The organism is Tenacibaculum pelagium (assembly GCF_014062345.1).
Classification (GTDB): Bacteria; Bacteroidota; Bacteroidia; order Flavobacteriales; family Flavobacteriaceae; genus Polaribacter; species Polaribacter pelagius.
In genome coordinates, this window is sequence record NZ_JACGLS010000002.1 from 59,654 (window position 1) to 85,263 (window position 25,610).

Here is a 25,610-nt window from a genome sequence, read left to right on the forward strand (position 1 = left end):
TTTAATCTATTTTAAATCTTAATCCTGTATAAAAATTACTTCCAAAAATTGGCGCATACACTATCGTCGTATCAAAACTTGAGCCAAAAGGATCATCACTTGCCAATATAGGATTTTTCTGTTTATAATTTGTAATATTCTCTGCTCCAGCATAGATCTCAAATTTCTTAGAAAAGACTTTTGTTATTTGAGCATTTAATAAGTTATAGCTGTTTGAGTACTCTGATAATTGATATTGAATTGGGTTTTGACTTGTATTTGGTAATCGTTGTTTACCAATCCAATTATAGGTAACATCAAACTTCCAATGTGCATCGTTTTCTTGTTTACTAGTTTCATAAGAAACATTAGCAAAAAATCGATGTTTCGCCTGAAGTGCTTTTGCTGCATTTCCAGATTTAAAATCTGTATTTACATCGTAATACTTGTATGAAAATCGAGTATTAAAAAAAGGAATAATATTCTGATTTAACTCAACCTGAAAACTATTAGCAACACTTTTTCCATCTAAATTATAAAACGAAATTTCTTGTGGATTTTCCCAATCCACCACTACTTGATTATCAAAATTGGTTCTGTAAAAATCAAAAGTAACATCTCCTTTTCTACCAAATAACTTATATCCTTGTAAAAAAGACACTCCATAATTCCATGCTACTTCTGGATCTAATCCATAAATTTTACCGTTTGCATTACCTATATTAATCTGTCTAGAAGATGCAAATAACTGTTGATTCTCAGCAAATATATTAGCACTTCTTTTTCCTCTACCAACAGATGTTCTAAACACCCCTTTTTCCCAAGGTGAATATCTTACATGTAAACGAGGTGTTAAGAAAGTTCCTAATAAATTATGATTATCAACCCTAATACCAGCAGTTACGCTTATATCATCTGAATTATCATAAGCATATTCAAAAAATGCTCCTACGGATGTTTCATTTCTATTATAATCATTTACTTGTGGAGTCGTTTTCACCATTTCGTCATATTTATCATAGGTAAAACTAAGACCAGTTTTAAATTTATGACGTGTATCTCCAATAATAGAGTTAAATAAGAAATTACTGTAAAAACTTTGGTGCTCAATATCATATTCTCTTAATCCAAAATACGAATCTTGTTTATGATTACTATAAGCAGCTTGTAATCCCATACTTTGAAAAGGTAAATCTGGAAAAACGTACCCTAATTTTGCTGAAGTTTCAAATCTTTTACTTTTAATTTCACTACCCCAAATTGTAGTTGAACCTTTATCAGTATCTGGATTAAAACCAATTTGACCAACTTGCTTATCGTCATCTAAATAGTGAAAATTAATAAAGCTAACCCATCCTTTTTCGGCATCGGTATATTGCCAACGGTTCATTACATTTATTTGTTTCGATAATGGATTATCTAAAAAACCATCATTGTTTTTATCAAACTTTTCACCTCTATGATTCCCATGTACATAAATACCTGTTTGCCATTTATCACTCACTTTTTGATTAAAATGTGTGTTTAACTCTAACCTTCCTCCTAAAGCACCATAAGCGTTTAAAAAGAATTTATGATCTCTCGAAGGTTTTACTAATTCAGCATTTATTTGTCCGGAAATACTTTCAAATCCGTTAATAACACTTCCAGCTCCTTTGGTTATTTGAATACTTTCTACCCATGTACCAGGTGTAAAAGTCAAACCAAATGCTTGAGCGGCTCCTCTAATTGACGGAATGTTTTCTTGAGTAATTAATAAATATGGACTAGTTAAACCCAACATTTGAATTTGTTTTGTACCTGTTAAAGCATCTGAAAAATTCACATCAATAGATGGATTTGTTTCAAAACTTTCCGATAAATTACAACATGCTGCTTTTAATAATTCTTCACTATTAATCGTTACTAAATTTTGAGCTTGTAAATACGATTTTTGTGTTGCGCTCTTTTTAGCATTTACCGAAACCTCTTTTAATGTATTACTCTCGGTAATAAAATGATGAATCGGTTTTAAGTTATTAATTGTTATTGTATCTGTTTTATATCCAACAAAACTAACAACTAGTTTTTTATAATTTGACTTATAAGGAATAGTAAACCATCCTTTTTCATTAGTTGTTACACCTACATTTGTATTCAACCAATAAACACTTGCTCCGTAAACCCCTAAATTATCTTTGGGATTATTTTTATCCATAATCATTCCCTTAAAGGTTTCTTGCGAAAAGGACATGGATGACATCAGTATAAATATACTGACCAATAAATTATTTTTCATTTTTTTATATCATATTAAATTTTACAATTCTTAATTTTTAAATAAGAACTATAAAATCATATGATAAAAACTTCGTGAAGTACCTGAATATCTTGAACTAGATCAGGTGGAGAATAATATTGATGTGACTCGATTTGCTTTTCAAAATCTTGAAAAACGAATTGATAAGCATTATAAAATGCTAAAACTATTTTTAGCTCATCAAAACTAACATCATCTAAAGAATGTTTTTGAAATTCATCTTGCCCATCAATTTGATGAACTTCATCTTTACAACATTTCTTTTTCTTTGTAACAGTAGCACATTCATCTACACCACCATCACTATTACAAGTATCAGCTTTACCTAAATAAGAAACATCTACTAAATAATCACCGCAGTAATGCTTCTCTACCGTAAAAGAAAACGTAGAAAACAGCACTAAAAATGCTAATACTGATGATACTATTTTAGTAATTACTTGTTTCATTGGCTGCAAAGTTACAAAAAATCAAAAATCTATTTTTTAAAACAATTGTTAAATCTATTTTTGTAAGTTCTTAACCTTAATTACGAACTAGGTAATAAACATTTTAAAATGAACTTACAAGCATTAAAAAACAACATAGATAACATCGCAGAAAATAATTCTACCAAAGAAGAAAAACTTCAACAAATATGTGATTATTTAGCTTCTGAAATTTCATATTATGATTGGGTAGGATTTTACTTTAAAAACGGTGATAAAGACGAATTAAAATTAGCACAATTTAACGGTGAACCAACAGATCATACAATCATTCCTTTCGGAAAAGGAATTTGTGGTCAAGTAGCTGTTAGTAATAAGAATTTTGTTGTGCAAGATGTTAGCGAACAAGACAATTATATTTCTTGTGGATGGAAGGTTAAATCAGAGATTGTAATTCCAATTTTTGTTAACGAAGAAAATATCGGGCAAATAGATATTGACTCTCATACAGTTAACCCATTTACAGCTGATGACGAAGCTTTATTAGAGTACACTTGTAAAAAAGTAGCTGATTTTATATAATTTTATTGTAATCGTTTGATTGTTAGGATTTTTTTTCTTTAATTTGAAAAGATTTATTAACCCTTGCTTAATTCCCCTATATTATGAGCAACAAAGAATACCCTACTTACGCTGCGTTAGGCAATCCTAATGCACGTGCAAATTCTCAACAATCTTTTTTCGAAAAATTTACAATGTGGTTTCGTGATTTCTTAGAAAACGCGGAATAATATTTTATATTTTGTTGAACAAAACACCACCAAAAACATATAGTTTTGGTGGTGTTTTTATTTAATAATAAACCAAAATAATTTATTGTATAACCTTTACTGTTTTAGTAGTTTTGCTAGCTTAACAACACAACAACAATGAACAATCAAAAAACTATTAAATCTGCACTGATTTCGGTCTTTCATAAAGACGGTTTAGAACCAGTTGTAAAAAAACTGAACGAGCTTGGAGTTACTATTTACTCTACAGGAGGAACAGAAAAATTTATTAAAGATTTAGGTATCGATGTAGTACCTGTAGAAGATATTACTTCTTACCCTTCAATATTAGGGGGTCGAGTAAAAACTTTACATCCTAAAGTTTTCGGAGGAATTTTAAACAGACAAAATCATGAAGGTGATATTGCTGAAATGCAAGAATATAACATTCCGCAATTAGATGTAGTAATTGTAGATTTATACCCTTTTGAAAAAACAGTAGCTTCAAATGCACCAGAACAAGATATTATAGAGAAGATTGATATCGGAGGAATTTCTTTAATTCGTGCTGCTGCTAAAAATTTTAAAGATACTGTGATTGTCTCTTCTATGGATCAATACGAAGCCTTTTTAAATTTAATTTCTGAAAATAACGGAAGTACATCTATCAGTGATAGAAAAAAGTTTGCTGCAAAGGCTTTCAATATTTCTTCTCATTACGATACAGCTATTTTTAATTACTTTAACGAAGACGAAGTTGCCTATAAAGCAAGTGAAACAACTTCTAAGACTTTAAGATATGGAGAAAATCCGCATCAAAAAGGGTATTTCTTTGGTGATTTAGATGCTATGTTTGATAAATTACATGGTAAAGAATTAAGCTATAATAATTTATTAGATGTTGATGCTGCTGTAAACTTAATGAATGAGTTTAAAGGAGAAACTCCAACGTTTGCTATTTTAAAACACAACAACGCTTGTGGATTTGCTCAAAGAGAAACAATTCATCAAGCTTATGTAGATGCTTTAGCTGGTGACCCAGTTTCTGCTTTTGGTGGGATTTTAATTTCAAACACAAAAATAGACAAAGCCACTGCAGAAGAAATCCATAAACTATTCTGTGAAGTTGTAATTGCCCCTTCTTATGATGATGATGCTTTAGAGGTTTTAAAAGGAAAGAAAAACAGAGTTTTATTAATTCAAAAAGAAGTAGAATTACCTAAGCAAACTGTTCGTACAGCTTTAAACGGTTTATTAATTCAAGATAAAGATTATATTACTGATAAATTAGAAGACCTTTCATACCCAACAAACAATAAACCTAACGAAAGTGAGTTAGATGATTTATTATTTGCTTCTAAGTTGTGTAAAAACACAAAATCTAATACTATTATCTTAGTAAAAAACAAGCAATTATTAGCTGGTGGAACAGGACAAACAAGTAGAGTTGATGCTTTAAAACAAGCAATCGACAAAGCAAATAGTTTTAATTTTGATTTAAACGGAGCTGTTATGGCGAGTGATGCATTTTTTCCGTTTCCAGATTGTGTAGAAATTGCAAATAATGCTGGGGTAAAAAGTGTAATTCAACCAGGTGGTTCTATTAAAGATCAATTAAGTATTGATTATTGTAATGACCATGATGTTTCAATGGTTTTTACAGGAACTAGACATTTTAAACATTAATAATTTTAGTTGTAGAAACATTACATATTTTTAGTTAGATTTGTAATAATCCTCTTAAATTAAAGAAATAACAATATCATATGGGTTTTTTCGACTTTATGACTGAAGACATCGCGGTAGATTTAGGTACTGCGAATACATTAATTATACACAATGGTAAAGTTGTTATAGACAACCCCTCTATCGTTGCACGTAACCGATTGACTGGAAAAATTATTGCTACTGGTCATGAAGCAAACAGAATGCAAGGAAAAACTCATGAGAATATTAAAACTATTCGTCCATTAAAAGATGGAGTTATTGCAGATTTTCAAGCTTCTGAAGAAATGATTAAAGAGTTTGTTAAACAAATTCCTGCAATAAAGAAAAAGCTTTTCCCACCTTCATTACGAATGGTAATTTGTATTCCTTCAGGAATTACAGAAGTTGAAAAACGTGCTGTTATTGATTCAGGCCGTCATATGAACGCCAAAGAAATCTATTTAATTTACGAACCAATGGCTGCAGCTATTGGTGTTGGTGTTGATATTATGGAGCCAAAAGGAAACATGATTATTGATATAGGTGGAGGTACTACTGAGATTGCAGTTATTGCACTTGCTGGTATTGTTTGTGATCAATCTGTAAAAGTTGCGGGTGATTTATTTACAAGCGACATTATGTATTACATGCGTACCCAACACAATTTACATGTTGGTGAAACTACTGCCGAAAAAATAAAAATACAAATAGGTTCTGCTACCGAAGATTTAGATACTCCGCCAGAGGACATGATGGTTCAAGGACGTGATCTTTTAAGTGGAAAACCAAAACAAGTACAAGTTTCTTATCGTGAAATTGCAAAAGCTTTAGATAAATCTATTTTACGTATCGAAGATGCTGTAATGGAAACTCTATCTAAAACTCCACCAGAATTAGCTGCTGATATTTATAATACAGGTATTTATTTAGCTGGAGGTGGATCTATGCTTAGAGGCCTTGATAAACGTTTATCTAGAAAAACTGATTTACCTGTTTATGTTGCAGAAGATCCTTTACGTGCTGTAGTTCGAGGAACTGGTATTGCATTAAAAAATCTTGAAAAATACAAATCAGTATTAATCAAATAAATTTTAATGATTATTTATGCAACAGCTTTTTTATTTCTTTCAAAAGAATAAATATTTTTTATTTTTTCTATTTCTAGAGATTATAGCTGTTGCATTAATCATTAACAATCATTCTTTTCATAAAAGCAAATTCATCAGTTCTACAAATTATATTACTGGAGGGCTTTATGAAAAATCTTCTGAACTTACTGAATATTTAAATCTAAAAGAAAGAAATAAAAATCTTTCAGAAGAAAATACTAGTCTTAAAAATAAGTTAGACCAATTGTATTTAATGATTGATAGTATAAGTATTACTAAAATCAGTGATTCTTTAAATCACAATCAACAATACAAGTACATTAATGGAAAGGTAATTAATAATATTTATCACAAGTCTGATAACTTTATTACCATTAACAGAGGTGCTAAAAACGGTGTTTCAACTGAAATGGCTGTAATTAATAACAAAGGTGTTATTGGTATTACTGACAATGTTGGCCCTAAGTTTTCAAGAGTGCAGTCAATTTTAAATTCAAATAGTAAAATAAACGCCAGTTTTAAAAACAGTAATTATTTTGGGACTTTAATTTGGAATGGAAAAGACTACAACATCACTCAGCTAACAGATATTCCTCGTCAAGCAAATTTTAAAATTGGAGACACTATAATTACTGGAGGTAGATCAACAATATTCCCAAAAGGAATTCCAATAGGAACCGTTGCTGACATTCCAGAAAAATTATCGGCTACAAACACAATTAATATTAAATTATTCAATGATATGGCTAATCTTGGACATATCTACATTATTACAAATCTTAATAAAAAAGAAATAAAAACAGTAGAAAACAAAAATGAATAGAACAGTTTATATCATCTTTTTATTTGTTTTTTTCTTGCTCTTGCAAGTACTAATACTTAACAACGTTTTGTTTTTAGGATATGTAAACCCTTATTTATATATCACTTTTGTTTTTTTATATCCATTAAACACTAATCAGTTTCCTTTTTTAAGTTTAGCTTTCCTATTAGGTTTATTCGTTGATGCATTTTCTAACTCAGGAGGTGTACATGCTTTTGCTATATTATTTATAGCTTATATCCGGTTATTTTTTATTCGAACAATTTTCAAAAAAACTCCCTCGGACTATTTACTTTTTAACTTAAGACAAGAAACTTTTGATAAAGTTTTTAATTATACTGCTATTTTAACAATCATTCATCATTTTATTTTATTCAGTTTAATTAATTTCAGCTTTTATAATTTATCTAATGTGGTTGTTAACACACTTTTTTCTAGTGCATTTACGTTAGTATTATATTTTTTAGGTAGTTTTATATTTAAGAAAAAACTCACATAAAAATAAAAGCAGTAAATGAAAAGAAGTTTCCTTCTTATTTTTCTAATTTCACTAGTCGGAATAATCTATATCGGTAGATTATTTCAACTACAAATTATACGTGGCGGAAATCAAAACCCTATTCAAGGATCTACTGTTAAAATCGAATATGATTATCCTGAAAGAGGCTATATATACGACCGAAATGGAAAGCTTCTGGTTGCCAATCAGCTATCTTACGATGTAATGATAATACCGAAAGAGGTTGAACCTCTTGACACTCTTGAATTTTGCAATCTTTTAAAAATTACAAAAGAAGATTTAAAAAAACGTTTTAAAAAAGCTGAAAAATATGCTAGATGGCTCCCTTCAAAATTCTTAAAACAATTAGCAAAAGAAGATTTTGCTTACCTGCAAGAAAAGCTGCCCAAATACAAAGGTTTTTATATTCAAAAACGTATTATTAGAAACTACCCCATTAAATCTGCTGCAAATGTTGTTGGGTTTATTGCCGAAGTAAACGAACAAAAGGCAAAAACCAATGATTATTATGAACAAGGTGAACTTATTGGGAAACTTGGTGTAGAAAAACAATATGAAAATGCTCTTAGAGGAATTAAAGGAAAAAAGATTTTTAAAAGAAATAATTTAAATAAAATAACTGGATCTTTTAAAAACGGAGAATACGATACTTTAGCTGTAGCTGGTCAGGATTTAACATTAACGATTGACACAGAACTACAACAATATGGAGAGTTGTTAATGAGGGGAAAAAGAGGAGGTATTGTTGCTTTAGAACCAAAAACTGGTGAAATTTTAGCTCTTGTTACTGCTCCTAGTTACGATCCTAATTTATTAGTTGGAAGGAAGCGATCACCAAATTCAGTAAAATTATTTGAAGATAATATAACGAAACCTACTTTTGATAGAGCTTTAAAAGCACAGTATGCACCAGGATCACCTTTTAAAATCATTAATGGCTTAATTGGATTAGAAGAAAACGTTATTGACGAAAATTTTGGAGTTAAATGTTATCGAGGATATCGATACGGTAATCGAAAAAGTGCTTTTATGGGTTGCCACTGCGATATTGTTGGGAGACCGATACGTTTAAAAACTGCCATATCTAAATCATGTAATAGTTATTTTGCAACTACCTATAGAAAAATAATTGACAAATATGAGAATAGCACTATTGGCGCCAATAAGTGGAGTGAACACGCAAAGAGTTTTGGATTAGGAAATTACTTAGGTTATGATTTACCTGAAGGTCAAAAAGGAAGGATCCCTAACGGAGAATATTATAATAAGGTCTACCCAAAGTTTCGTTGGGGTGCCACACATACAATATCAAATGCAATTGGACAAGGAGAGGTAGAAACCACACCAATTCAGTTAGCGAATATGACAGCAGCTATTGCTAACAGAGGGTATTTTTACACTCCACATATTATAAAAGAAATAGATCATAAACCAATTAGCGACTCTACTTATACTACAAAAAGGAACACTACTATAAACCCTAAGCATTTCTCTGTTGCTATAGATGCCATGCACGAAGTTTTTAAAACTGGTACTGCAAAATGGTTCCAAATGAAGGATATTGACATGTGCGGAAAAACAGGAACTGTAGAAAACTTTATTCGTGTAGATGGTGTAAAAAAACAACTAGAAGATCATTCTATTTTTATTGCTTTTGCTCCCAAAGAAGACCCTAAAATAGCAATGGCTATTTTTGTTGAGAACGGAGGGTATGGATCCACAATAGCGGCTCCAATTACAAGTTTAATGATTGAAAAATATTTAACTGGAAAGACCAAAAGAAAACATATCGAAGAAAGAATGATTAATCTTAGTCTTCAAAAGGAATATGATAAATTAATTCAGAAAAAAGACACACTTGAGACAGGAACGAAATAATATTTTTGCTGGTATCGATTGGCTACTAGTTCTACTATATATAATCTTAGTTGGATTTGGCTGGCTTAACATATACGCTGCATCATCAACTGATGAATCTAGAGAGGTTTTCACTTTTTCTTCTCAATATGGTAAGCAACTTATTTTTATCGGATTAAGTGTTCCGGTAATTATATTAATCCTCTTTTTTAATTCAAAGTTTTACGAGCAATTTTCTAGTGTCTTTTATATTCTTTCTTTAGTTTTATTAGCTGGAGTTTTAGTTTTAGGAAAAAAAATAAACGGAGCTACTTCTTGGTACAACTTTGGAGGAATTGGATTACAACCTTCCGAGTTTTCAAAAGCATTTACTGCGCTTGCTCTAGCAAAGTTAATGAGTGATCGACAATACAATTTAAAGCTTTTCAAAAATCAGATAAAAGCTTTTATTGTAATATTTCTCCCTGCTTTTTTTATTACATTACAACCAGATATGGGATCTGTATTAATTTACTTTGCTTTCTTTTTTGTATTAAACAGAGAAGGTTTAACATTAGCTTATATTCTATTCGGTGTAATTTCAATAGTATTATTTTTACTTACTATTTATTTTGGTGCCAAGTGGATTCTCATAATATGTTTATCTATATTAACCTTAGGCATCTTATATGGATACTATAAAAACAAGCGTTTTATCCGATTTAATGCTATAAAAATAATAAGTCTCTATTTATTTACAAGTGTTTTTGTTTTTGGTATAGGCTACACCTATGATAACATCTTAGAACCGCATCAAAAAGACAGGTTTGATATTCTTTTAGGAAAAACAACAGATCTTAAAAATAAAGGATATAACACATATCAATCTGAGCTAACAATTAGTTCTGGTGGTTTTTTAGGTAAAGGCTTTTTACAAGGAGATAGAACTCAAGGTAAATTTGTTCCTGAACAGGAAACGGATTACATTTATAGTACAGTAGGTGAAGAATGGGGGTTTGCTGGAAGTTCTTTGGTAATTATTCTATTTATACTACTACTCTATCGTATTATTTATTTAGCTGAAACCCATACTAATAAATTTGGTAGAATATACGGTTACGGTATTGCATCAATTATATTCTTCCATGTTATTGTAAATATAGGAATGGTTATTGGATTGTTACCTACTATCGGAATTCCACTACCTTTCTTTAGCTATGGAGGGTCGTCTTTATGGGGATTTACCATCTTACTTTTTATTTTTATTAGGCTAGACGCACATAAAAAATATGATTGGTAAGTATTTAGTTACTCAACTCAACCTCTTTACTCTCTGTTAAATTAATCTTTTCTTTTAATATTAATTTATCTATTAACTCTTTAGATATTTTATTTTTATTAGTTAGTTTTTTTTCATTATTAAATCTTTTTCTCAAAACCAAATTCTCACTAAGAGTTCTTACCTCTTTTTTTGAAATATTATCACGTGTAATAACACATTTATCTATACTATTTACATCAACTATATGGTTTTCTTTCGATTCGCAAACTTCTACTTGAGCAATCAAATTTAAAGTGTTAAAAACTGCAAAAACAAAAATCAATATACTTTTCATGTTATTTCTTTTAAAAAATTATATATGAGATTTAGTACGCACTAAATTCTTTTAACTTTCTTTCGAAATAAGTATTTAACATATTTTTATAGTTTTAGGCAAAAAAAAGCGTTTCGAAAATCGAAACGCTTTTAACTATTAACTAACCTTAAAACTCTTATAAAGCTGCAACGTGTTTAGCCAATTTAGACTTTAAATTTGCTGCTTTATTCTTATGAATAATGTTGTTCTTTGCTAATTTATCTAACATAGATACAACTGACGAAAACATTCCTTCCGCTTCCTTCTTATCTTCAGTAGCTCTTAATTTTCTAACAGCATTACGTGTAGTTTTGTGCTGATATTTATTTCTTAAGCGCTTTGCTTCGTTACTTCTAATTCTTTTAATTGCTGACTTATGATTTGCCATTGTGCTAAATTCTTAATTGTTTATAAAAACTTTGTAGTCCGTACGGGAATCGAACCCGTGTTACCAGGATGAAAACCTGGCGTCCTAACCCCTAGACGAACGGACCAAAACAATCGTTCTGATTGCGGGTGCAAATATACAATACTTTTTAATATTTGCAATAATTTTTAATCTTTTAATTATCAATTTGATAAAAGGTCTTTAACATCACATTAAAGCTGATTAAACCTAGTAGTCCGTACGGGAATCGAACCCGTGTTACCAGGATGAAAACCTGGCGTCCTAACCCCTAGACGAACGGACCAAAACAATCATTTTTCGTGATTGCGGGTGCAAATATAAAAACTGTTTTTTATTTGAACAAAGCTTTTTTTATTTTTTTTAACCAACCTCTGTTTTCTTTAGATTATAAATTCCTAAAATCATAAAAATCACTTCTAAAATCACTCCAGGAACATATTGATATGATATACCATCTAAAACAAAACTAAGAAGCCTTCCAAGTGCTAATCCTCCCATAAAGATTATATTAGACAATGTAGCAGCTTTCCAATAAGTGTTATTTGCAGCGCCAAGAGCCCAGAAAAAAGCAAATCCTAAATACAGTCCCATTATAGCTCGAAAAATATTCTTTAGCTCTAAACTCTCTACTTTAAAATCAAAAACTAATGGTAAAACTCTATTTGGGTTTCCGCCATATAGTAAAGCTACTATAATAATTAGCATAGCAGAAGTTAATAAATGAAACTTTCTCATACTTTTTACAAATAAAAAATCCTGCAAAAAGCAGGATTTTGAAATAGTTATTAATATGCTTTCGCAAAAAGCACTCTTTTCGATGAAGGTTTTCCTGTAAAAACACAAACTCCTTCTTCCTCTTTAGCATCATTAGGAATACATCTAATAGTTGCTTTTGTTACTTCTTTAATTTTATCTTCAGTTTCTATCGTTCCGTCCCAATGTGCAGAAACAAATCCTCCTTTGTTTTTTATCACATCTTTAAACTCATCAAACGTATCAACTTCAGTAATATGATTATTTCTATAATCTAGTGCTTTTGTAAATAAGTTCTCTTGAATTTCTTCTAATAGACTAGCAACAACATCAACAACATTACCTTGAGCAACAGTTTGCTTTTCGAAAGTATCACGACGTGCTACCTCAACTGTTCCGTTTTCTAGATCTCGTTTACCCATTGCTATTCTTACAGGGACTCCTTTTAGCTCGTATTCTGCAAATTTAGCTCCAGGGCGGAAAGTATCTCTATTATCAAATTTAACTGAAATTCCTCTCGCTCTTAACTCCTTTACAAAAACGGATACTTTTTCAGAAATTGCCTCTAATTGCTCTTCTCCTTTATATATAGGTACAATTACTACTTGAATAGGCGCTAATTTTGGAGGCAATACTAATCCTGCATCATCTGAATGTGTCATAATTAATCCACCAATTAAACGAGTAGACACTCCCCAAGAAGTAGCCCAAACATGTTCTTGCTTACCTTCTTTAGATGTATACTTTACATCAAATGCCTTTGCAAAGTTCTGACCTAAGAAGTGAGAAGTACCTGCCTGCAATGCTTTACCATCTTGCATTAATGCTTCAATAGTTAAAGTATCATCAGCTCCTGCAAAACGTTCGCTCTCTGATTTTGCTCCTTTTACCACTGGCATTGCCATAAAGTTTTCTGCAAACGTAGCATACACCTCTTGCATTTGTTTCGATTCTGCAATTGCTTCCGCTTTTGTAGCATGTGCAGTATGACCTTCTTGCCATAAAAATTCAGCAGTACGTAAAAACAAACGCGTACGCATTTCCCAACGAACAACATTTGCCCATTGATTAATTAACAACGGTAAATCTCTATATGATTGAATCCATCCTTTATATGTATTCCAAATAATAGCTTCAGACGTTGGACGAACCACTAACTCTTCTTCTAATTTAGCCTCCGGATCAACTCTTAATTTCCCTTCATTATCAGGATCATTTTGTAAACGATAGTGTGTAACAACCGCACATTCTTTAGCAAAACCCTCTGCATTCTTCTCTTCAGCTTCAAACAAACTTTTAGGTACAAATAGCGGAAAATATGCATTTTCATGTCCTGTTTCTTTAAACATTCTATCTAATTCTGCTTGCATTTTTTCCCAAATAGCGAATCCGTAAGGCTTTATAACCATACATCCTCTAACTGCTGAGTTCTCAGCTAAATCAGCTTTTACAACTAATTCGTTATACCATTTCGAATAATCTTCGGCTCTTTTTGTTAAGTGTTTGCTCATAATCAAAAGTTTGGCACAAAACTTGTTACTTTTTATGCGTAAATTGTAAGTGCAAAACTACATTAAAAAGGTAACAAGCCCAACAAAGAAATAAGTTTTTGCAATGCATTTTTAAAAAATTTGCTTTAACCTAAAAATACACGACATGAAGTTACATTACGCCAACACCAAACTTCCATTTTATATTCTATCATTATTAATGGTGGCAACATTTGTTTCCTGCGGAACAATGCAAACGGTTGCTGGTAGTGATGACGGTATTTATGCCGATGATCAAGAACAAATACAAAAACCTCAACGTAGAGTTGTTGTTGAAAATAGTAGAGAACATAAAGAGCACGAGGAGAATTACTTTAGAAAAGAAGTTGAACGTTTAGGTACACTAAATGGAACCGACATCTTTACAGATATTGAAAATTATAGTTCTGAAGATTTTGATGTAGAAGAAGAAATTATTGATGAAGAAAGACCAGAAACAAGAATTACATATAACGATAACGAACCTTGGGGATACAACACAAATTCTGATGTTGTTATAAACATTAACACTAATCCTCGTTGGGGATGGGGCTATAATGGATTTTACGACCCTTATTGGGATGGAGCATGGGGATGGAATAATAATTGGCGTTGGAACAGATGGCGTTGGAATAGATGGAACAACTGGGGATACAACCCTAACTGGCATCCTTACCACTGGAATTCAGGATTATATGTTGGTATTGGCTTAGGCGGTTTTTACAATAATCCTTTTTACTGCCCTCCATATTATAGAAATAGATTCTACAACAATAGATATTATAGAGGAGCTAATCCATACAGAGGATATCGTACTGCTTCAAATTCGAGAAGAGGATATACTAATGGCAGAAGAGCAACCACTACATCAAGAAGATCTTCAAATGTATATCGAAGAAGTAATAGAAGTGCTACTTCTCGTACATCAAGAGGAACAAGATCTACAAGAGGATACAACTCCAATAGAAGAAACACTCGATCTACAAGATCAACGAGAGGTTATAATTCCAACGGGAGTAGATCTATAAGAAGTTCTAGAGGAACAAGAAATACTCGTAGTCACTATAACACAAGAGGTTCTCGTGCTTCTAATAATTCTAGAGGTTACAACTCTAATGGTAACAGATCTGTAAATAGCTCACGAAGTACAAGAAGCAGAGTCTCTAACAACTCAAGAGGAAACAGTACTAGAAGCTATAAAAATTCTACTCAAAAAAACACACGTAGTTACTCAAAACCAACTAGAAGTAGCAGAGACTATGCCTCTAACAAAAACTCAAGATCTAGTAGATCAAATAGCTACTCAAGCTCTTCAAGAAGCAGAAGCTCTCGTAGTTATTCAGCTCCATCAAGAAGTAGTTCTAACAGAAGTTCTAGTTCTTCTTCAAGCCGAAGAAGCTCAAGAAGTAGACGATAATTTAAACCAACTTTTCTAAATAAGTTTTAAACTAATTAACGAAAACATGAAACGAATTTTAACCTTCGCGATTCTTATCGCTAGTACTTTTACTGCCTTTTCACAATCTTTAGGCTACAATGATTTAGGCATCCTTTTTTCAAAAGATGATAATTTTGGAACCGCTCGTTTTGAAGCCATGAGTGGAGCATTCGGAGCCTTAGGTGGTGACATATCTGCCTTCGGAATTAACCCAGCAGGATCTGCTGTAGCTAAAAAAAGTATGGCTTCTATTACGCTTAACAATAGAAACACTGAATATTTAGCTAATTACTACGGAAACACAACAAACTCACAAGATGATTTTTTTAACATCTCACAAGCTGGAGCTATTTTATCTTTCGATACTGCTTATAACTCTGAATGGAATCGATTTGCTTTAAGCTTTAACTATAGAGTAAAGAAAGATTTTGATGGATTTTACACTGCTACAGGAAATAGTAATAGATTATTTTATACAGAACACGCTGGAGACACTAATACTCCTAAAAGAGAATTTGACGCAAGTGTAGATCAATTTATTTCAAGTAGAACTAGAGGGCAATCTAGTGTTTTCAATTTAGGTTTTTCTGCAGTACATCAAAATAAATTATTTGTTGGAGGTTCTTTAAATTTTCATGATTTAGAATTTCGTAGAGAATATCTTTTTAACGAAGTAAATGATGATGCTGCCGGAAATATATTAGATGTTGAAGAATTTAAAGATAGCCGCATACAAGGAAGTGGGTTTTCTCTTGGTTTAGGTTTTATATATAAGTTTAATCAAAACTTACGATTAGGTTTAGCTTATGAAACACCTACATGGTATCAAGAAGTTTTAGAAGATTATTACGATGAACTTTTAATGAAAGAAGTAAGCGCGTTAAATATTCCTCAAGACAGAGATATTATTGAAGAAGGATATTTGTATAAATTTAAATCTCCTAGTAGAATTACTGCAAGTGGTGCTTATGTTATCGGAAAAAAAGGCTTAATAAGTGTTGATTACACCTATAGAGATTATAAAAACATTAAATTTAGAGATGGTAACTTTTCTCAAGAAAATGCAAATTTTGCCAATAACTATAGAAACACACAAGCTTTAAACATCGGTACCGAATGGCGTTTCGATAAAATGAGTATTAGAGGTGGGTATCATTATGAAAAAGACCCAAACCTTTTATTAGGAGGAAACACCAATAAAGACAATGTACAAGGGTACTCAGCTGGATTAGGTTATAATTTCGGAAATATGAAATTTGATTTATCGTATTCAAAATTCGAAAACAAACAATTTTACACCATATATAACGCTGATGATTTAAATATTAACAATAACACTTCAAGAGTTTCGGCTACCCTTACCTTTAGCTTATAATTCTAAACTGTTAAACAATATCAAAGTCCTGCTTCTTGCAGGACTTTTTATATATACATATCTCAGTTTTTTACCGTAATTTTGCACTTCATTTTACAAGACATGAGCTCAATTAAAATAAACATACAAGAAACTAATAACGAAACCATTATTAAATTTGTTAGTAATAGCATTTTAGTTAATGGTGGTAGTTATGAATTCAACAATATAGACGAAGCTAAAAACTCACCTTTAGCACAACAACTTTTTTATCTTCCTTTTGTAAAAAAAGTATTAGTTACCGCTAATTTTATAGCGATTCAACGATACGATATTGTACAATGGGATGATGTTGAAGAAGAAGTACGTGAGCAAATTGAAGCGTATTTACAAGAAGGAAATTCTGTTGTTAAAGAAGAAACAACGAAGAAAGACGCTGTTGAAGTATATGCCGAAGTTACTCCTAATCCAGCAGTTATGAAGTTCGGCACCAACAAAGCCTTAACACAAACTGATGTTGAATTTAAAAATATTGAAGAGGCAAGTAAATCATCTCCTCTAGCGCAACAATTATTCAGTTTTGCTTTCGTGAAAGAAATCTTTATTTCAGAAAATTATATTTCAATTACGAAATATGATATGATTGAATGGAATGAAGTTTATCAAGAAGTAAGAACTTTTATAAGAAGCTATCTTCAAGATGGAAAAACGATTATTAAAGAGCTTCCAAAGCAACAAACAAAACAAAACGTTGAAATTCCAAAAGAAGATTTAACCGATACCGAAGCTAAAATTGTTGATATTTTAGATGAGTATATTAAACCTGCTGTAGCTTCAGATGGTGGAAATATTGCTTTTCAATCTTATGACGAAAACTCTAAACAAGTTCGAGTAATTTTACAAGGAGCTTGTAGCGGATGTCCATCATCAACAGTAACTTTAAAAAACGGTATCGAAACCATGTTAAAAGAAATGCTTCCTAATCAAATTAACGAAGTAGTTGCTATTAACGGATAATCAAAAAACAAATGTCAAAAACAATCAAACCATATAAAGATTCCGAATTAGGAAAAAAAGAGCAAGTTGCTAAAATGTTTGACAATATTTCTGAAGATTACGACGGGTTAAATCGTGTTATTTCTTTAGGAATTGATGTAAGCTGGCGTAAAAAAGTAGTAAAATTAGTTGGCGAAAATAAACCTCAACAAATTTTAGATATCGCTACTGGAACTGGTGATTTAGCTTTAATGATGTCTGATTTAAATCCTACAAAAATTGTTGGTTTAGATATTTCTGAAGGAATGTTAGAAGTTGGTAAGCAAAAAGTAGCTAGAGCAAACTTATCAGATAAAATTGAAATGATTGTTGGCGACAGTGAAAACATTCCTTTTGAGGATAACACTTTTGATGCTATTACAGTATCCTTTGGTGTACGTAACTTCGAAAATTTAGACAAAGGATTAACTGAAATATTTCGTGTGCTTAAACCAGGTGGAAAGTTTGTGGTTTTAGAAACTTCAAATCCAACTAAATTTCCTTTTAAACAAGGTTATAAATTTTACACTAACTTTATCTTACCTGTTATTGGTAAAATATTTTCGAAAGACAAGGTTGCTTATTCATATTTATCAGAAAGTGCTAATTATTTTCCTTTTGGAGAAGCTTTCAACAATATTTTGCAAAAAAACGGGTTTAAGAATGCAAAGAATTTACCTGTAACTTTTGGAGTTGCATCAATTTATACTGCTACAAAATAATATGCTTAAAAGACTTTTATTATTAGGATTTTTAGGGGCTTTTACAATTACCTCTTATGCTCAAGAAGAAAAAATATTGAAACTACCTAGTTTTGACAAACCTCTTTTTCATTATGGTTTTTACTTGGGAGTTAACAACAACGGATATAAAGTGTCTTATAAACCGAGCGACATAACTAATAATCCTGAAGTAGAAGTTTCATCATCTGTAGGGTTTAATGTTGGTTTAATTGCCGACTTAAGACTACATAATAACATTAATTTAAGATTCGAACCAGGTTTAATGTCTAATACCAAAACATTAAAATTTAACCATATTACTGGCGCTGATAATATTAAAACTAGAGAAGTTGGAGCAACCTACTTACACTTACCACTTATTTTAAAGCTAAGCACAAATAGATTAAATAATTTTAGACCATACGTATTAGGTGGTATTTCTTATGACTATAATTTTTCAAGTAACGAAAGTAATAGTGATGACAACTTTGCTGGAGAATTTAGAACCACTACCAGCAACTTAATGTATGAACTAGGTATTGGTGTAGATTTTTATTTAAGTTATTTTAAGTTTTCGCCATCAATTAGAGGAGTTTTTGCAGTTAACAACGAACTTGTAAGAGATGGTCAAAGACCAGGAGGTAGCCAATGGACTGACCCTATCGACTTTCTAGGAACCAGAGGTATATTCTTACATTTATCTTTTGAATAACTGACATTCAACACAATACACTTACAGGGTGTTTTTATATAACACAAATGGCTTTTGTTTTCACAAAAGCCATTCTTTATTAACACCGAGATAGTAGTCCCCCCAGAAAACTATCTCCTCTATTTTAGACACTTTATTGTTTTTAAAGTCACAGTTTAGTGCAAAAAAAATGACCATCCGAAGATGGTCATAATTTGTAAAGATTACTCTTTACTTATAAGATAGAAGTCCCCCGAAATCTATCATTCTACTTTTATTTCAATTCTATTTGACTTCAAATATATGAAAAAATATTAATTTTCCTTATTTTCTAACGACTATTTTACTGTCAACCACATCTTTAATCGGTATAACAACCTTACCATCTCCAGTAGCTACTGTTAAACAAATGTTGTCTATTGCTACTACTACACCTTCTATATCATTAATAATTATCTTTTCTCCTATACCTATATTCTTTCTAGAATAATAACCGAACAACAATCTTGAAACCGCATCACGGGCTCCTAAACCAAAGGCAATAGTAAATGCTAAAAGAATAGAACCTATCAACATCAACAAATTACTTTTAATAACCGATGTATCAACTCCAGCTTGATCTAATGCTGTTATTGATAAGAAAATTACTATTAAATAAAAAGCAATGTTACCTACTAAGTTACCTCCTGAAATTTCGAGAGATTTAAACATTGTATGAATAGCTTTTTTAACCATAGTTCCTAAGTATGCCCCAGCCACAAAAATTCCTAGTGCCGTTAATAATTTAGGCAAGTAAGCGAAGAAACTTTTTATACCTTCAGATACAGCAGATAAACCAAACATTTCTGCACCAACCATAACAAACATAAAAATCAAGAACCATTTTAAAACAGCCAAAATTACATTTGTTAAAACGATATTTATTGTTGAATTTCCAAAAATCTCTGTTTTACTTAACTTCTTAGACCATTCATCAATTTTAGTTTTAGCTAAAGCTTTTCTAACAATATATAAAAACACCTTTATTAAAAGCCAAGAAACTATAATAAATCCAACAAAACCAGCAACTGTTGGTAACGTTTCAACTATATCTTCAAATGTATTTCTAAAGGGTTTTAAAAAATCTATTTGCAATGAGTACATAATTCTTTGTTTTTATTCTTAGTTAGTTGTAATTAATCTTCTTTATCTTTTTTGTTAGAGCTCCCCCCACCTATTAAATCTGCAATTACATTTGGGTATTTTACCACAAATAAGTCTGCAACATCAATAGACAGTTTAATCATTGCCACATCATTAAGTACTTTATCTTTAAGTACCTCTGGCAATTCTTCGTTATGTAATATTTTCTTAAATGGGTTATCCATAATTATTACAGTTCGTTATATGCTTTAACAACTTTTTCTTTCGCTCTTTTTAAACGCATTTTTACTGCGCTATCTCCTAAATCTAATGCCAAAGAGATTTCTTTAATGCTCATATCATCTTGATATTTCATTAAAAGAATCATTTTTTCAGCAACAGGTATTATTTCTAAAGCTTTCGCTAATTTATCAGATTTCAATTCAAATAATGTAGAGTCGTCGATTTCATCTACATTACCATCTTCTTTAATTTGATCGGTTACTACGGTTACTTTTTCTTTCTTTTTCTCTTTATTTCTTTGAACGTAATTTACACAGAAATTGTAGGTAAAAGAATATAACCAAGTAGAAAACTTAGATCTACCTTTAAAAGATCTTAATTTTACAAATAGCTGTATAAACACATCGTGGGTTAAATCTTGTGCCTCTTCTTTATTTTTAGAAAAGCCATAGCATTTATTATAAACCACGGGTGCATAACGATCATATAAAACAGCGAATAAATGAGTATCATTTTTTTCAACTATTTTACTAACCAGTTCTTCATCGCTTAATTTTGTTATATCAAGACTTTTCAACAGCTATCTTTAGTTCTTATAAGTGGGTTAGACATATTATCATTTAGACACCTTTTACATAAAAAAGTCACTAATTGTATCTAATCTCAAAATCAAATTTAACACTTCTTTAACAACTACAGAAAATTAAATAAAAAAGTTTCATCTTTTTGTAACATTATTGAAACATCGTACGTATAAGAGTATGTAGGAAGATTAAGAATTTAAAACACACCTTAATTACATGAGACAACTTAAGATTACAAAACAGGTTACCAATAGAGAAACCGCCTCTTTAGATAAATATTTACAAGAAATAGGAAAAGTAGATTTAATTACTGCTGACGAAGAAGTAGAATTAGCTCAACGAATTAAAGCTGGTGACCAAAGAGCCTTAGAAAAATTAACTAAAGCAAACTTACGTTTTGTAGTATCGGTTGCTAAGCAATATCAAAACCAAGGATTAACATTACCAGATTTAATTAACGAAGGAAACTTAGGTTTAATTAAAGCTGCTAAGCGTTTTGATGAAACTCGTGGTTTTAAATTTATATCTTATGCTGTATGGTGGATTCGTCAATCTATCTTACAAGCGTTAGCAGAACAATCTCGTATCGTTCGTTTACCTTTAAACAAGATTGGATCGATAAACAAGATTAATAAAATGTACGCTTTCTTAGAGCAAGAAAATGAAAGACCTCCAAGTCCTGAAGAAATTGCTAAGAAATTAGACATGACTGTTAACGACGTAAAAGAATCTATGAAAAATTCTGGTCGTCACGTATCAATGGATGCTCCTTTAATTGAAGGAGAAGATTCTAACTTATATGATGTATTAAACTCGGGTGAATCACCAAATCCAGATAAAACATTATTACACGAATCTTTACGTATCGAGATTAATAGAGCTTTAGAAACGTTAACTCCTCGTGAAGCTGATGTTGTAAAGTTATACTTTGGTTTAGGTGAACACCAACCAATGACTTTAGAGGAAATTGGAGAAACTTTCGATTTAACTCGTGAGCGTGTTCGTCAAATTAAAGAAAAAGCGATTCGTAGATTAAAGCATACTTCTCGCAGTAAAATTTTAATGACTTATTTAGGATAGTATCACTGATGCTTTTAGCATAAGCATATTTGTAAACAATATATACAACAACAAATAGTTATTATAACTATTCGTTTTTTGATTAATGAATGGAAAACTCTCGAATTATCGAGAGTTTTCTTTTTTATACAACCACCCTTTATGTTTTCATTATATTTGCTCAACTTAACAACACAACAACAATTACAATGAATAAACTTGTAGCTCCTTCAGTTTTAGCCGCTGATTTTGCAAACCTTCAAAGAGATATAGAAATGGTAAACGATTCGAAAGCCGATTGGTTCCATATCGATATTATGGACGGCGTTTTTGTACCTAATATCTCTTTTGGAATGCCTGTTTTAAAAGCCATTTCTAAGCACGCAAAAAAAATAATAGATGTACACTTGATGATTGTAGATCCTGATAGATACATTCAAACTTTTGCAGACTTAGGTGCTGATATTTTAACTGTACACCATGAAGCATGCACACATTTACACAGAACAGTACAAGCTATTAAAGCTGCAGGAATGAAAGCTGGAGTTGCTTTAAATCCTCATACACCAATTGCTGTTTTAGAAGACATCATTCAAGATTTAGACTTAGTATGTATTATGAGTGTAAATCCTGGTTTTGGAGGACAATCTTTTATTGAAAATACTTATAAAAAAGTAAGTCAATTAAAACATCTAATTGAATTCACCAACTCTTCTACTTTAATAGAAATTGATGGAGGCGTAACTGATAAAAATGCAAATCAACTAATTGAAGCTGGTGCAGATGTTCTGGTAGCTGGTAGTTATGTTTTTAAAAGTGATAATCCAACCGATACAATTGAAAATTTAAAAAATCTAATAAACTAAAAAGAGGAGGCAATTGCCTCCTCTTTTTTTAAAACTGCTCTAACAAATAATTTATTAAATCAGTTGTTGTAACTATACCTACTAAATTATTATCATCAACTACTGGTAAAGCATGAAATTCTTTTTTAGCTAAAATTTCCGCTACTTCTTTTATCTTTGTAGACGAAGTTACTTTTACTAAATTCTTAGCCATTACCTGATCTATTGTAAACATATTATACACAACTGTATCTACATCAGTTTCATTATCATCAACAGCATCTGCAAAACTAATTCTTAATAAATCTGTATAACTTAACATTCCTACAATTTCTTTTCCACTCACAACAGGAATATGTCTTATACTGTTTTCTTTAAATAATTTTTCGGCTGTCATTAAATCATCTACACTACTAAGCGTTATAACATCTTTAGTCATAATTGCTGATACTGGCGTTCTTTTTTTCATTTTTATAGAGTATTAATCGTTATTTTCTATATCAAATTTCAGAAATAAACTCAATAGAAAAACTGATTAAAATCATCATGATTTAATTTATTTTTTTGTAAATTTTCACTCCAAAATTCCAGAAAATTGATACAAGATTTAAAAAGCTATTATGGTTATTTGTTTGAGGATGAATTACTGAACGAAATAGCCAAAACAGCCACTCCTAGGTCATTTAAAGCAAATACTACTATTATTGATGTTAATAGCTACATAACCTCTATTCCTTTACTTCTTAGTGGTGCTATTAAAATTTTACGCGAAGACAAAGAAGGAGATGAATTAGCTCTTTATTATATTGAAAAAGGCGACACTTGCGCTATGACACTATCTTGTTGTGCTGGATTAACAAAAAGTAAAATTAAAGCTGTTGCCGAAACTGATATTGAGTTATTAATGATTCCGAAAGAAAAAATGTCGGAATGGTTAAGTAAATATAAAACCTGGCAAGAATTTATTTTACAAAGTTATCATTCGCGTCTCGATGAATTTATTGAAGCTGTTGATACGATTGCCTTTTTAAACATGGACGAACGTTTAATTAAATACCTAAAAGACAAAGCAATGATTATAGGTAGTGATGAAATAATTGCTACACATCAACAAATTGCGAATGATTTACACACTTCTAGAGTGGTGGTTTCAAGACTGTTGAAATCTTTAGAAAATAAAGGAGAAATAAAGCTACAACGAAACCAAATTAAAGTTTTAAACGTTTAATTTGACCGATTTATAGTTAAGCATAACTTCAATCTTCTTATATAATTTAGGGAATTTTTCTTGAAGGTCTTCTGGTGTTTCGAAAAAATGCTCCATAATAACTGCCACAAACTCTAGCTTGTTTGTTAAAGCATATTCTCTAAAATAATTAGATTGTTTTATAGCTTCTAAGTTTTCTTCTGAATTCATAAAACTGGTTATTTCTTCAAATACACTATAAAATATTCTTGCACTAACATCTTTAGATTTCCTTCCGTGAAAAGTTAAGGCATGAGTAAATTCATGAATTCCTAAATTCAAATTATCATTAACCACAACATCTCCAAGTAAAAAATCTTCCCAAGAGAACACAATCATTTTAAAAGCAGGATTAAATTCTCCTTTATGATATTGCTTAGTTATAAGCGAGTAGAAATTATTTGGATATACTACAATTTTATCAAAAGTCGTTGTTAAATATTTTCGCATACCAAAAGTTAATTTCACATAAGATGAGGCTATTAAAACCTTAGCCTCTGGGGTTAACTCAAAGTTTTCTCTTTCTACAAAATCGTATGTTCTAATAAATTTTGTTAATCTATGTTCGAAGTAACCTTTATGTTTATTACTTAACTTATTATAAAAAGACACGTTATTAACTAAAAATTCTTTCTTTTTCTTTGGTAATTTCTTCTTAACCAAATACAAGTGTACAAATATTGGCTTATTAAAAAGATACACATAAATGGATTCAACTACATTAATTCCAGCACTTAAAAAGCCTAGCAAAATTGCCGAATATTTAATTATATAAATGTGCTTCATTATTTATAGTTTCCTTTAGCTATGTAACAAATGTTACATTATTTAGTATAACGATTGTTTATTTTTAATATTCCTATTAAGAAGTAGCCCCCTTTTTCTTATCCCTTAAAAAAAAGCAGTAAAATTAACTTTTACTGCTTTTATTTTATGCGACCGCGAAGGGATTCGAACCCCCAACCTTCAGAGCCGAAATCTGATATTCTATCCAGTTGAACTACGCAGCCAAATATCTTGTTATATTAAATTCTTACGAACCAACGTTGAAATTGTTTTTCCGTCTGCTTGACCTGCTAACTGTTTAGATACGATTCCCATTACTTTACCCATATCTTTCATTCCTTCAGCTCCAACTTTTGCAATTGTTTCTTTAACCACTTTCTCAATTTCCTCTTCACTTAAAGCTTCTGGTAAAAATTGCTCTAAAATTGCTGCTTCAGCTAATTCTGGCTCAGCTAAATCACTTCTTCCTTGTTCTGAAAAAACAGCAGCACTATCTTTACGTTGCTTAACTTGTTTCTGAATAATTTTCATTTCATCTCCTTCCGACAACTCTCCAGATCCAACTTCAGTATTTGCTAGCATAAAAGCAGATTTTAATGCTCTTAAAGCTGTTAAAGCTACAGTATCTTTCGATTTCATAGCTTCTTTCATTTTATCCATTACTTGTTTTTGCACACTCATAATTG

At 30.9% G+C, this 25,610-nt stretch carries 28 protein-coding genes and 3 tRNA genes; 16 read left to right on the plus strand and 15 right to left on the minus strand.

What is annotated here, in order from left to right; all coding sequences use genetic code 11:
* Position 1: 1 nt before the first annotated feature.
* Positions 2–2,257, minus strand: coding sequence for a TonB-dependent receptor (locus H3Z83_RS05265; RefSeq protein WP_182124441.1), 2,256 nt, complete (start codon positions 2,255–2,257; stop codon positions 2–4).
* 56 nt (positions 2,258–2,313) lie between these two features.
* Positions 2,314–2,727, minus strand: a complete 414-nt coding sequence (locus tag H3Z83_RS05270) for an HYC_CC_PP family protein (RefSeq protein ID WP_182124442.1) — start codon at positions 2,725–2,727, stop codon at positions 2,314–2,316.
* 108 nt (positions 2,728–2,835) lie between these two features.
* On the opposite strand from H3Z83_RS05270, the gene H3Z83_RS05275 reads away from it, so the two are divergent.
* From H3Z83_RS05275 to rodA, 8 genes are all read left to right on the plus strand, one after another.
* Complete coding sequence (locus H3Z83_RS05275) at positions 2,836–3,288, plus strand: GAF domain-containing protein (RefSeq protein WP_182124443.1); 453 nt, start codon at positions 2,836–2,838, stop codon at positions 3,286–3,288.
* Positions 3,289–3,371: 83 nt separating this feature from the next.
* Positions 3,372–3,497, plus strand: a complete 126-nt coding sequence (locus tag H3Z83_RS12970) for a hypothetical protein (RefSeq protein WP_262889548.1) — start codon at positions 3,372–3,374, stop codon at positions 3,495–3,497.
* Positions 3,498–3,635: 138 nt separating this feature from the next.
* Positions 3,636–5,162 (plus strand): bifunctional phosphoribosylaminoimidazolecarboxamide formyltransferase/IMP cyclohydrolase, encoded by a 1,527-nt coding sequence (purH, locus tag H3Z83_RS05280; RefSeq protein ID WP_182124444.1) that lies wholly within the window; start codon positions 3,636–3,638, stop codon positions 5,160–5,162.
* An 80-nt stretch (positions 5,163–5,242) separates the two neighbouring features.
* A complete protein-coding gene (locus H3Z83_RS05285; protein ID WP_182124445.1) occupies positions 5,243–6,271 on the plus strand; it encodes a rod shape-determining protein in 1,029 nt (342 codons plus the stop codon).
* A gap of 16 nt (positions 6,272–6,287) precedes the next feature.
* A complete protein-coding gene (gene mreC, locus H3Z83_RS05290) occupies positions 6,288–7,115 on the plus strand; it encodes a rod shape-determining protein MreC (protein WP_182124446.1) in 828 nt (275 codons plus the stop codon).
* The gene (gene mreD / locus H3Z83_RS05295) at positions 7,108–7,614 is read left to right on the plus strand and encodes a rod shape-determining protein MreD (protein WP_182124447.1); all 507 of its coding nucleotides are present in this window, start codon (positions 7,108–7,110) and stop codon (positions 7,612–7,614) included. The genes mreC and mreD overlap by 8 nt, the downstream gene beginning before the upstream one ends.
* A gap of 15 nt (positions 7,615–7,629) precedes the next feature.
* Positions 7,630–9,513, plus strand: a complete 1,884-nt coding sequence (mrdA, locus tag H3Z83_RS05300; RefSeq protein ID WP_182124448.1) for a penicillin-binding protein 2 — start codon at positions 7,630–7,632, stop codon at positions 9,511–9,513.
* A complete protein-coding gene (gene rodA / locus H3Z83_RS05305; protein WP_182124449.1) occupies positions 9,494–10,771 on the plus strand; it encodes a rod shape-determining protein RodA in 1,278 nt (425 codons plus the stop codon). Before mrdA ends, rodA begins: the two co-directional genes overlap by 20 nt.
* A gap of 4 nt (positions 10,772–10,775) precedes the next feature.
* Here rodA and H3Z83_RS05310 read toward each other — a convergent pair whose 3' ends face one another.
* From H3Z83_RS05310 to proS, 6 genes are all read right to left on the minus strand, one after another.
* A complete protein-coding gene (locus H3Z83_RS05310; RefSeq protein ID WP_182124450.1) occupies positions 10,776–11,087 on the minus strand; it encodes a hypothetical protein in 312 nt (103 codons plus the stop codon).
* Positions 11,088–11,244: 157 nt separating this feature from the next.
* A complete protein-coding gene (rpsT, locus tag H3Z83_RS05315; protein ID WP_182124451.1) occupies positions 11,245–11,496 on the minus strand; it encodes a 30S ribosomal protein S20 in 252 nt (83 codons plus the stop codon).
* A gap of 34 nt (positions 11,497–11,530) precedes the next feature.
* Positions 11,531–11,602: transfer RNA gene (locus H3Z83_RS05320), tRNA-Glu, on the minus strand.
* 126 nt (positions 11,603–11,728) lie between these two features.
* Positions 11,729–11,800, minus strand: a tRNA-Glu gene (locus H3Z83_RS05325).
* A gap of 77 nt (positions 11,801–11,877) precedes the next feature.
* Positions 11,878–12,252, minus strand: a complete 375-nt coding sequence (locus H3Z83_RS05330) for a DUF4345 domain-containing protein (RefSeq protein ID WP_182124452.1) — start codon at positions 12,250–12,252, stop codon at positions 11,878–11,880.
* A 50-nt stretch (positions 12,253–12,302) separates the two neighbouring features.
* Positions 12,303–13,781 carry a proline--tRNA ligase gene (gene proS / locus H3Z83_RS05335; RefSeq protein WP_182124453.1) on the minus strand — a complete coding sequence of 493 codons (1,479 nt, stop codon included), beginning with the start codon at positions 13,779–13,781 and terminating at the stop codon, positions 12,303–12,305.
* A 145-nt stretch (positions 13,782–13,926) separates the two neighbouring features.
* Between proS and H3Z83_RS05340 the strand changes: the two genes are divergently transcribed.
* The 5 genes from H3Z83_RS05340 (at position 13,927) to porT (ending at position 19,060) form a co-directional block, all read left to right on the plus strand.
* On the plus strand, positions 13,927–15,216 hold the full coding sequence (locus H3Z83_RS05340) for a hypothetical protein (RefSeq protein WP_182124454.1): 1,290 nt from the start codon (positions 13,927–13,929) through the stop codon (positions 15,214–15,216).
* A gap of 46 nt (positions 15,217–15,262) precedes the next feature.
* Entirely contained in the window at positions 15,263–16,612 is a 1,350-nt protein-coding gene (locus H3Z83_RS05345; protein ID WP_182124455.1) for an OmpP1/FadL family transporter, read from the plus strand.
* A 102-nt stretch (positions 16,613–16,714) separates the two neighbouring features.
* On the plus strand, positions 16,715–17,608 hold the full coding sequence (locus tag H3Z83_RS05350) for a NifU family protein (RefSeq protein ID WP_182124456.1): 894 nt from the start codon (positions 16,715–16,717) through the stop codon (positions 17,606–17,608).
* 11 nt (positions 17,609–17,619) lie between these two features.
* The gene (gene ubiE, locus H3Z83_RS05355) at positions 17,620–18,348 is read left to right on the plus strand and encodes a bifunctional demethylmenaquinone methyltransferase/2-methoxy-6-polyprenyl-1,4-benzoquinol methylase UbiE (protein ID WP_182124457.1); all 729 of its coding nucleotides are present in this window, start codon (positions 17,620–17,622) and stop codon (positions 18,346–18,348) included.
* A 1-nt stretch (position 18,349) separates the two neighbouring features.
* Positions 18,350–19,060 carry a type IX secretion/gliding motility protein PorT/SprT gene (gene porT / locus H3Z83_RS05360; RefSeq protein ID WP_182124458.1) on the plus strand — a complete coding sequence of 237 codons (711 nt, stop codon included), beginning with the start codon at positions 18,350–18,352 and terminating at the stop codon, positions 19,058–19,060.
* A gap of 303 nt (positions 19,061–19,363) precedes the next feature.
* Here the strand turns inward: porT and H3Z83_RS05365 are convergent, their stop codons facing one another.
* From H3Z83_RS05365 to H3Z83_RS05375, 3 genes are read right to left on the minus strand one after another with little or no spacing between them, the layout of a single operon-like run.
* Complete coding sequence (locus tag H3Z83_RS05365) at positions 19,364–20,182, minus strand: mechanosensitive ion channel family protein (RefSeq protein WP_182124459.1); 819 nt, start codon at positions 20,180–20,182, stop codon at positions 19,364–19,366.
* 32 nt (positions 20,183–20,214) lie between these two features.
* Positions 20,215–20,406 (minus strand): hypothetical protein, encoded by a 192-nt coding sequence (locus H3Z83_RS05370; RefSeq protein ID WP_182124460.1) that lies wholly within the window; start codon positions 20,404–20,406, stop codon positions 20,215–20,217.
* 5 nt (positions 20,407–20,411) lie between these two features.
* Complete coding sequence (locus H3Z83_RS05375; RefSeq protein WP_182124461.1) at positions 20,412–20,981, minus strand: RNA polymerase sigma factor; 570 nt, start codon at positions 20,979–20,981, stop codon at positions 20,412–20,414.
* 223 nt (positions 20,982–21,204) lie between these two features.
* Here H3Z83_RS05375 and H3Z83_RS05380 point away from each other — a divergent pair, with 223 nt between their 5' ends.
* On the plus strand, positions 21,205–22,068 hold the full coding sequence (locus H3Z83_RS05380) for a sigma-70 family RNA polymerase sigma factor (protein WP_028890199.1): 864 nt from the start codon (positions 21,205–21,207) through the stop codon (positions 22,066–22,068).
* Positions 22,069–22,256: 188 nt separating this feature from the next.
* Positions 22,257–22,913 carry a ribulose-phosphate 3-epimerase gene (gene rpe / locus H3Z83_RS05385; protein WP_182124462.1) on the plus strand — a complete coding sequence of 219 codons (657 nt, stop codon included), beginning with the start codon at positions 22,257–22,259 and terminating at the stop codon, positions 22,911–22,913.
* A gap of 28 nt (positions 22,914–22,941) precedes the next feature.
* Here the strand turns inward: rpe and H3Z83_RS05390 are convergent, their stop codons facing one another.
* Complete coding sequence (locus H3Z83_RS05390; RefSeq protein WP_182124463.1) at positions 22,942–23,361, minus strand: CBS domain-containing protein; 420 nt, start codon at positions 23,359–23,361, stop codon at positions 22,942–22,944.
* A gap of 126 nt (positions 23,362–23,487) precedes the next feature.
* Here H3Z83_RS05390 and H3Z83_RS05395 point away from each other — a divergent pair, with 126 nt between their 5' ends.
* Positions 23,488–24,120 (plus strand): Crp/Fnr family transcriptional regulator, encoded by a 633-nt coding sequence (locus H3Z83_RS05395; protein ID WP_182124464.1) that lies wholly within the window; start codon positions 23,488–23,490, stop codon positions 24,118–24,120.
* Here the strand turns inward: H3Z83_RS05395 and H3Z83_RS05400 are convergent.
* From H3Z83_RS05400 to H3Z83_RS05410, 3 genes are all read right to left on the minus strand, one after another.
* A complete protein-coding gene (locus tag H3Z83_RS05400; protein ID WP_182124465.1) occupies positions 24,109–24,924 on the minus strand; it encodes a zinc-dependent peptidase in 816 nt (271 codons plus the stop codon). The genes H3Z83_RS05395 and H3Z83_RS05400 overlap by 12 nt on opposite strands.
* A 150-nt stretch (positions 24,925–25,074) precedes the next feature.
* Positions 25,075–25,148 (minus strand) — tRNA-Arg (locus H3Z83_RS05405).
* A 10-nt stretch (positions 25,149–25,158) separates the two neighbouring features.
* Complete coding sequence (locus H3Z83_RS05410; RefSeq protein ID WP_182124466.1) at positions 25,159–25,605, minus strand: GatB/YqeY domain-containing protein; 447 nt, start codon at positions 25,603–25,605, stop codon at positions 25,159–25,161.
* Positions 25,606–25,610 lie beyond the last annotated feature (5 nt).

What these genes read in the sequence shown, in the direction of transcription:
- H3Z83_RS05390 (WP_182124463.1), bottom strand. Translation starts at nt 23,361, where the DNA reads ATGAAAAAAAGAACGCCAGTATCAGCAATTATGACTAAAGATGTTATA.
- H3Z83_RS05265 (WP_182124441.1), bottom strand. Translation starts at nt 2,257, where the DNA reads ATGAAAAATAATTTATTGGTCAGTATATTTATACTGATGTCATCCATG.
- purH (WP_182124444.1), top strand. Translation starts at nt 3,636, where the DNA reads ATGAACAATCAAAAAACTATTAAATCTGCACTGATTTCGGTCTTTCAT.
- H3Z83_RS12970 (WP_262889548.1), top strand. Translation starts at nt 3,372, where the DNA reads ATGAGCAACAAAGAATACCCTACTTACGCTGCGTTAGGCAATCCTAAT.
- mreC (WP_182124446.1), top strand. Translation starts at nt 6,288, where the DNA reads ATGCAACAGCTTTTTTATTTCTTTCAAAAGAATAAATATTTTTTATTT.
- proS (WP_182124453.1), bottom strand. Translation starts at nt 13,781, where the DNA reads ATGAGCAAACACTTAACAAAAAGAGCCGAAGATTATTCGAAATGGTAT.
- H3Z83_RS05285 (WP_182124445.1), top strand. Translation starts at nt 5,243, where the DNA reads ATGGGTTTTTTCGACTTTATGACTGAAGACATCGCGGTAGATTTAGGT.
- porT (WP_182124458.1), top strand. Translation starts at nt 18,350, where the DNA reads ATGCTTAAAAGACTTTTATTATTAGGATTTTTAGGGGCTTTTACAATT.
- ubiE (WP_182124457.1), top strand. Translation starts at nt 17,620, where the DNA reads ATGTCAAAAACAATCAAACCATATAAAGATTCCGAATTAGGAAAAAAA.
- H3Z83_RS05410 (WP_182124466.1), bottom strand. Translation starts at nt 25,605, where the DNA reads ATGAGTGTGCAAAAACAAGTAATGGATAAAATGAAAGAAGCTATGAAA.
- rpe (WP_182124462.1), top strand. Translation starts at nt 22,257, where the DNA reads ATGAATAAACTTGTAGCTCCTTCAGTTTTAGCCGCTGATTTTGCAAAC.
- H3Z83_RS05270 (WP_182124442.1), bottom strand. Translation starts at nt 2,727, where the DNA reads ATGAAACAAGTAATTACTAAAATAGTATCATCAGTATTAGCATTTTTA.
- mrdA (WP_182124448.1), top strand. Translation starts at nt 7,630, where the DNA reads ATGAAAAGAAGTTTCCTTCTTATTTTTCTAATTTCACTAGTCGGAATA.
- rpsT (WP_182124451.1), bottom strand. Translation starts at nt 11,496, where the DNA reads ATGGCAAATCATAAGTCAGCAATTAAAAGAATTAGAAGTAACGAAGCA.
- H3Z83_RS05365 (WP_182124459.1), bottom strand. Translation starts at nt 20,182, where the DNA reads ATGTACTCATTGCAAATAGATTTTTTAAAACCCTTTAGAAATACATTT.
- H3Z83_RS05400 (WP_182124465.1), bottom strand. Translation starts at nt 24,924, where the DNA reads ATGAAGCACATTTATATAATTAAATATTCGGCAATTTTGCTAGGCTTT.
- mreD (WP_182124447.1), top strand. Translation starts at nt 7,108, where the DNA reads ATGAATAGAACAGTTTATATCATCTTTTTATTTGTTTTTTTCTTGCTC.
- H3Z83_RS05370 (WP_182124460.1), bottom strand. Translation starts at nt 20,406, where the DNA reads ATGGATAACCCATTTAAGAAAATATTACATAACGAAGAATTGCCAGAG.
- H3Z83_RS05350 (WP_182124456.1), top strand. Translation starts at nt 16,715, where the DNA reads ATGAGCTCAATTAAAATAAACATACAAGAAACTAATAACGAAACCATT.
- H3Z83_RS05330 (WP_182124452.1), bottom strand. Translation starts at nt 12,252, where the DNA reads ATGAGAAAGTTTCATTTATTAACTTCTGCTATGCTAATTATTATAGTA.
- H3Z83_RS05310 (WP_182124450.1), bottom strand. Translation starts at nt 11,087, where the DNA reads ATGAAAAGTATATTGATTTTTGTTTTTGCAGTTTTTAACACTTTAAAT.
- H3Z83_RS05345 (WP_182124455.1), top strand. Translation starts at nt 15,263, where the DNA reads ATGAAACGAATTTTAACCTTCGCGATTCTTATCGCTAGTACTTTTACT.
- H3Z83_RS05380 (WP_028890199.1), top strand. Translation starts at nt 21,205, where the DNA reads ATGAGACAACTTAAGATTACAAAACAGGTTACCAATAGAGAAACCGCC.
- H3Z83_RS05275 (WP_182124443.1), top strand. Translation starts at nt 2,836, where the DNA reads ATGAACTTACAAGCATTAAAAAACAACATAGATAACATCGCAGAAAAT.
- H3Z83_RS05340 (WP_182124454.1), top strand. Translation starts at nt 13,927, where the DNA reads ATGAAGTTACATTACGCCAACACCAAACTTCCATTTTATATTCTATCA.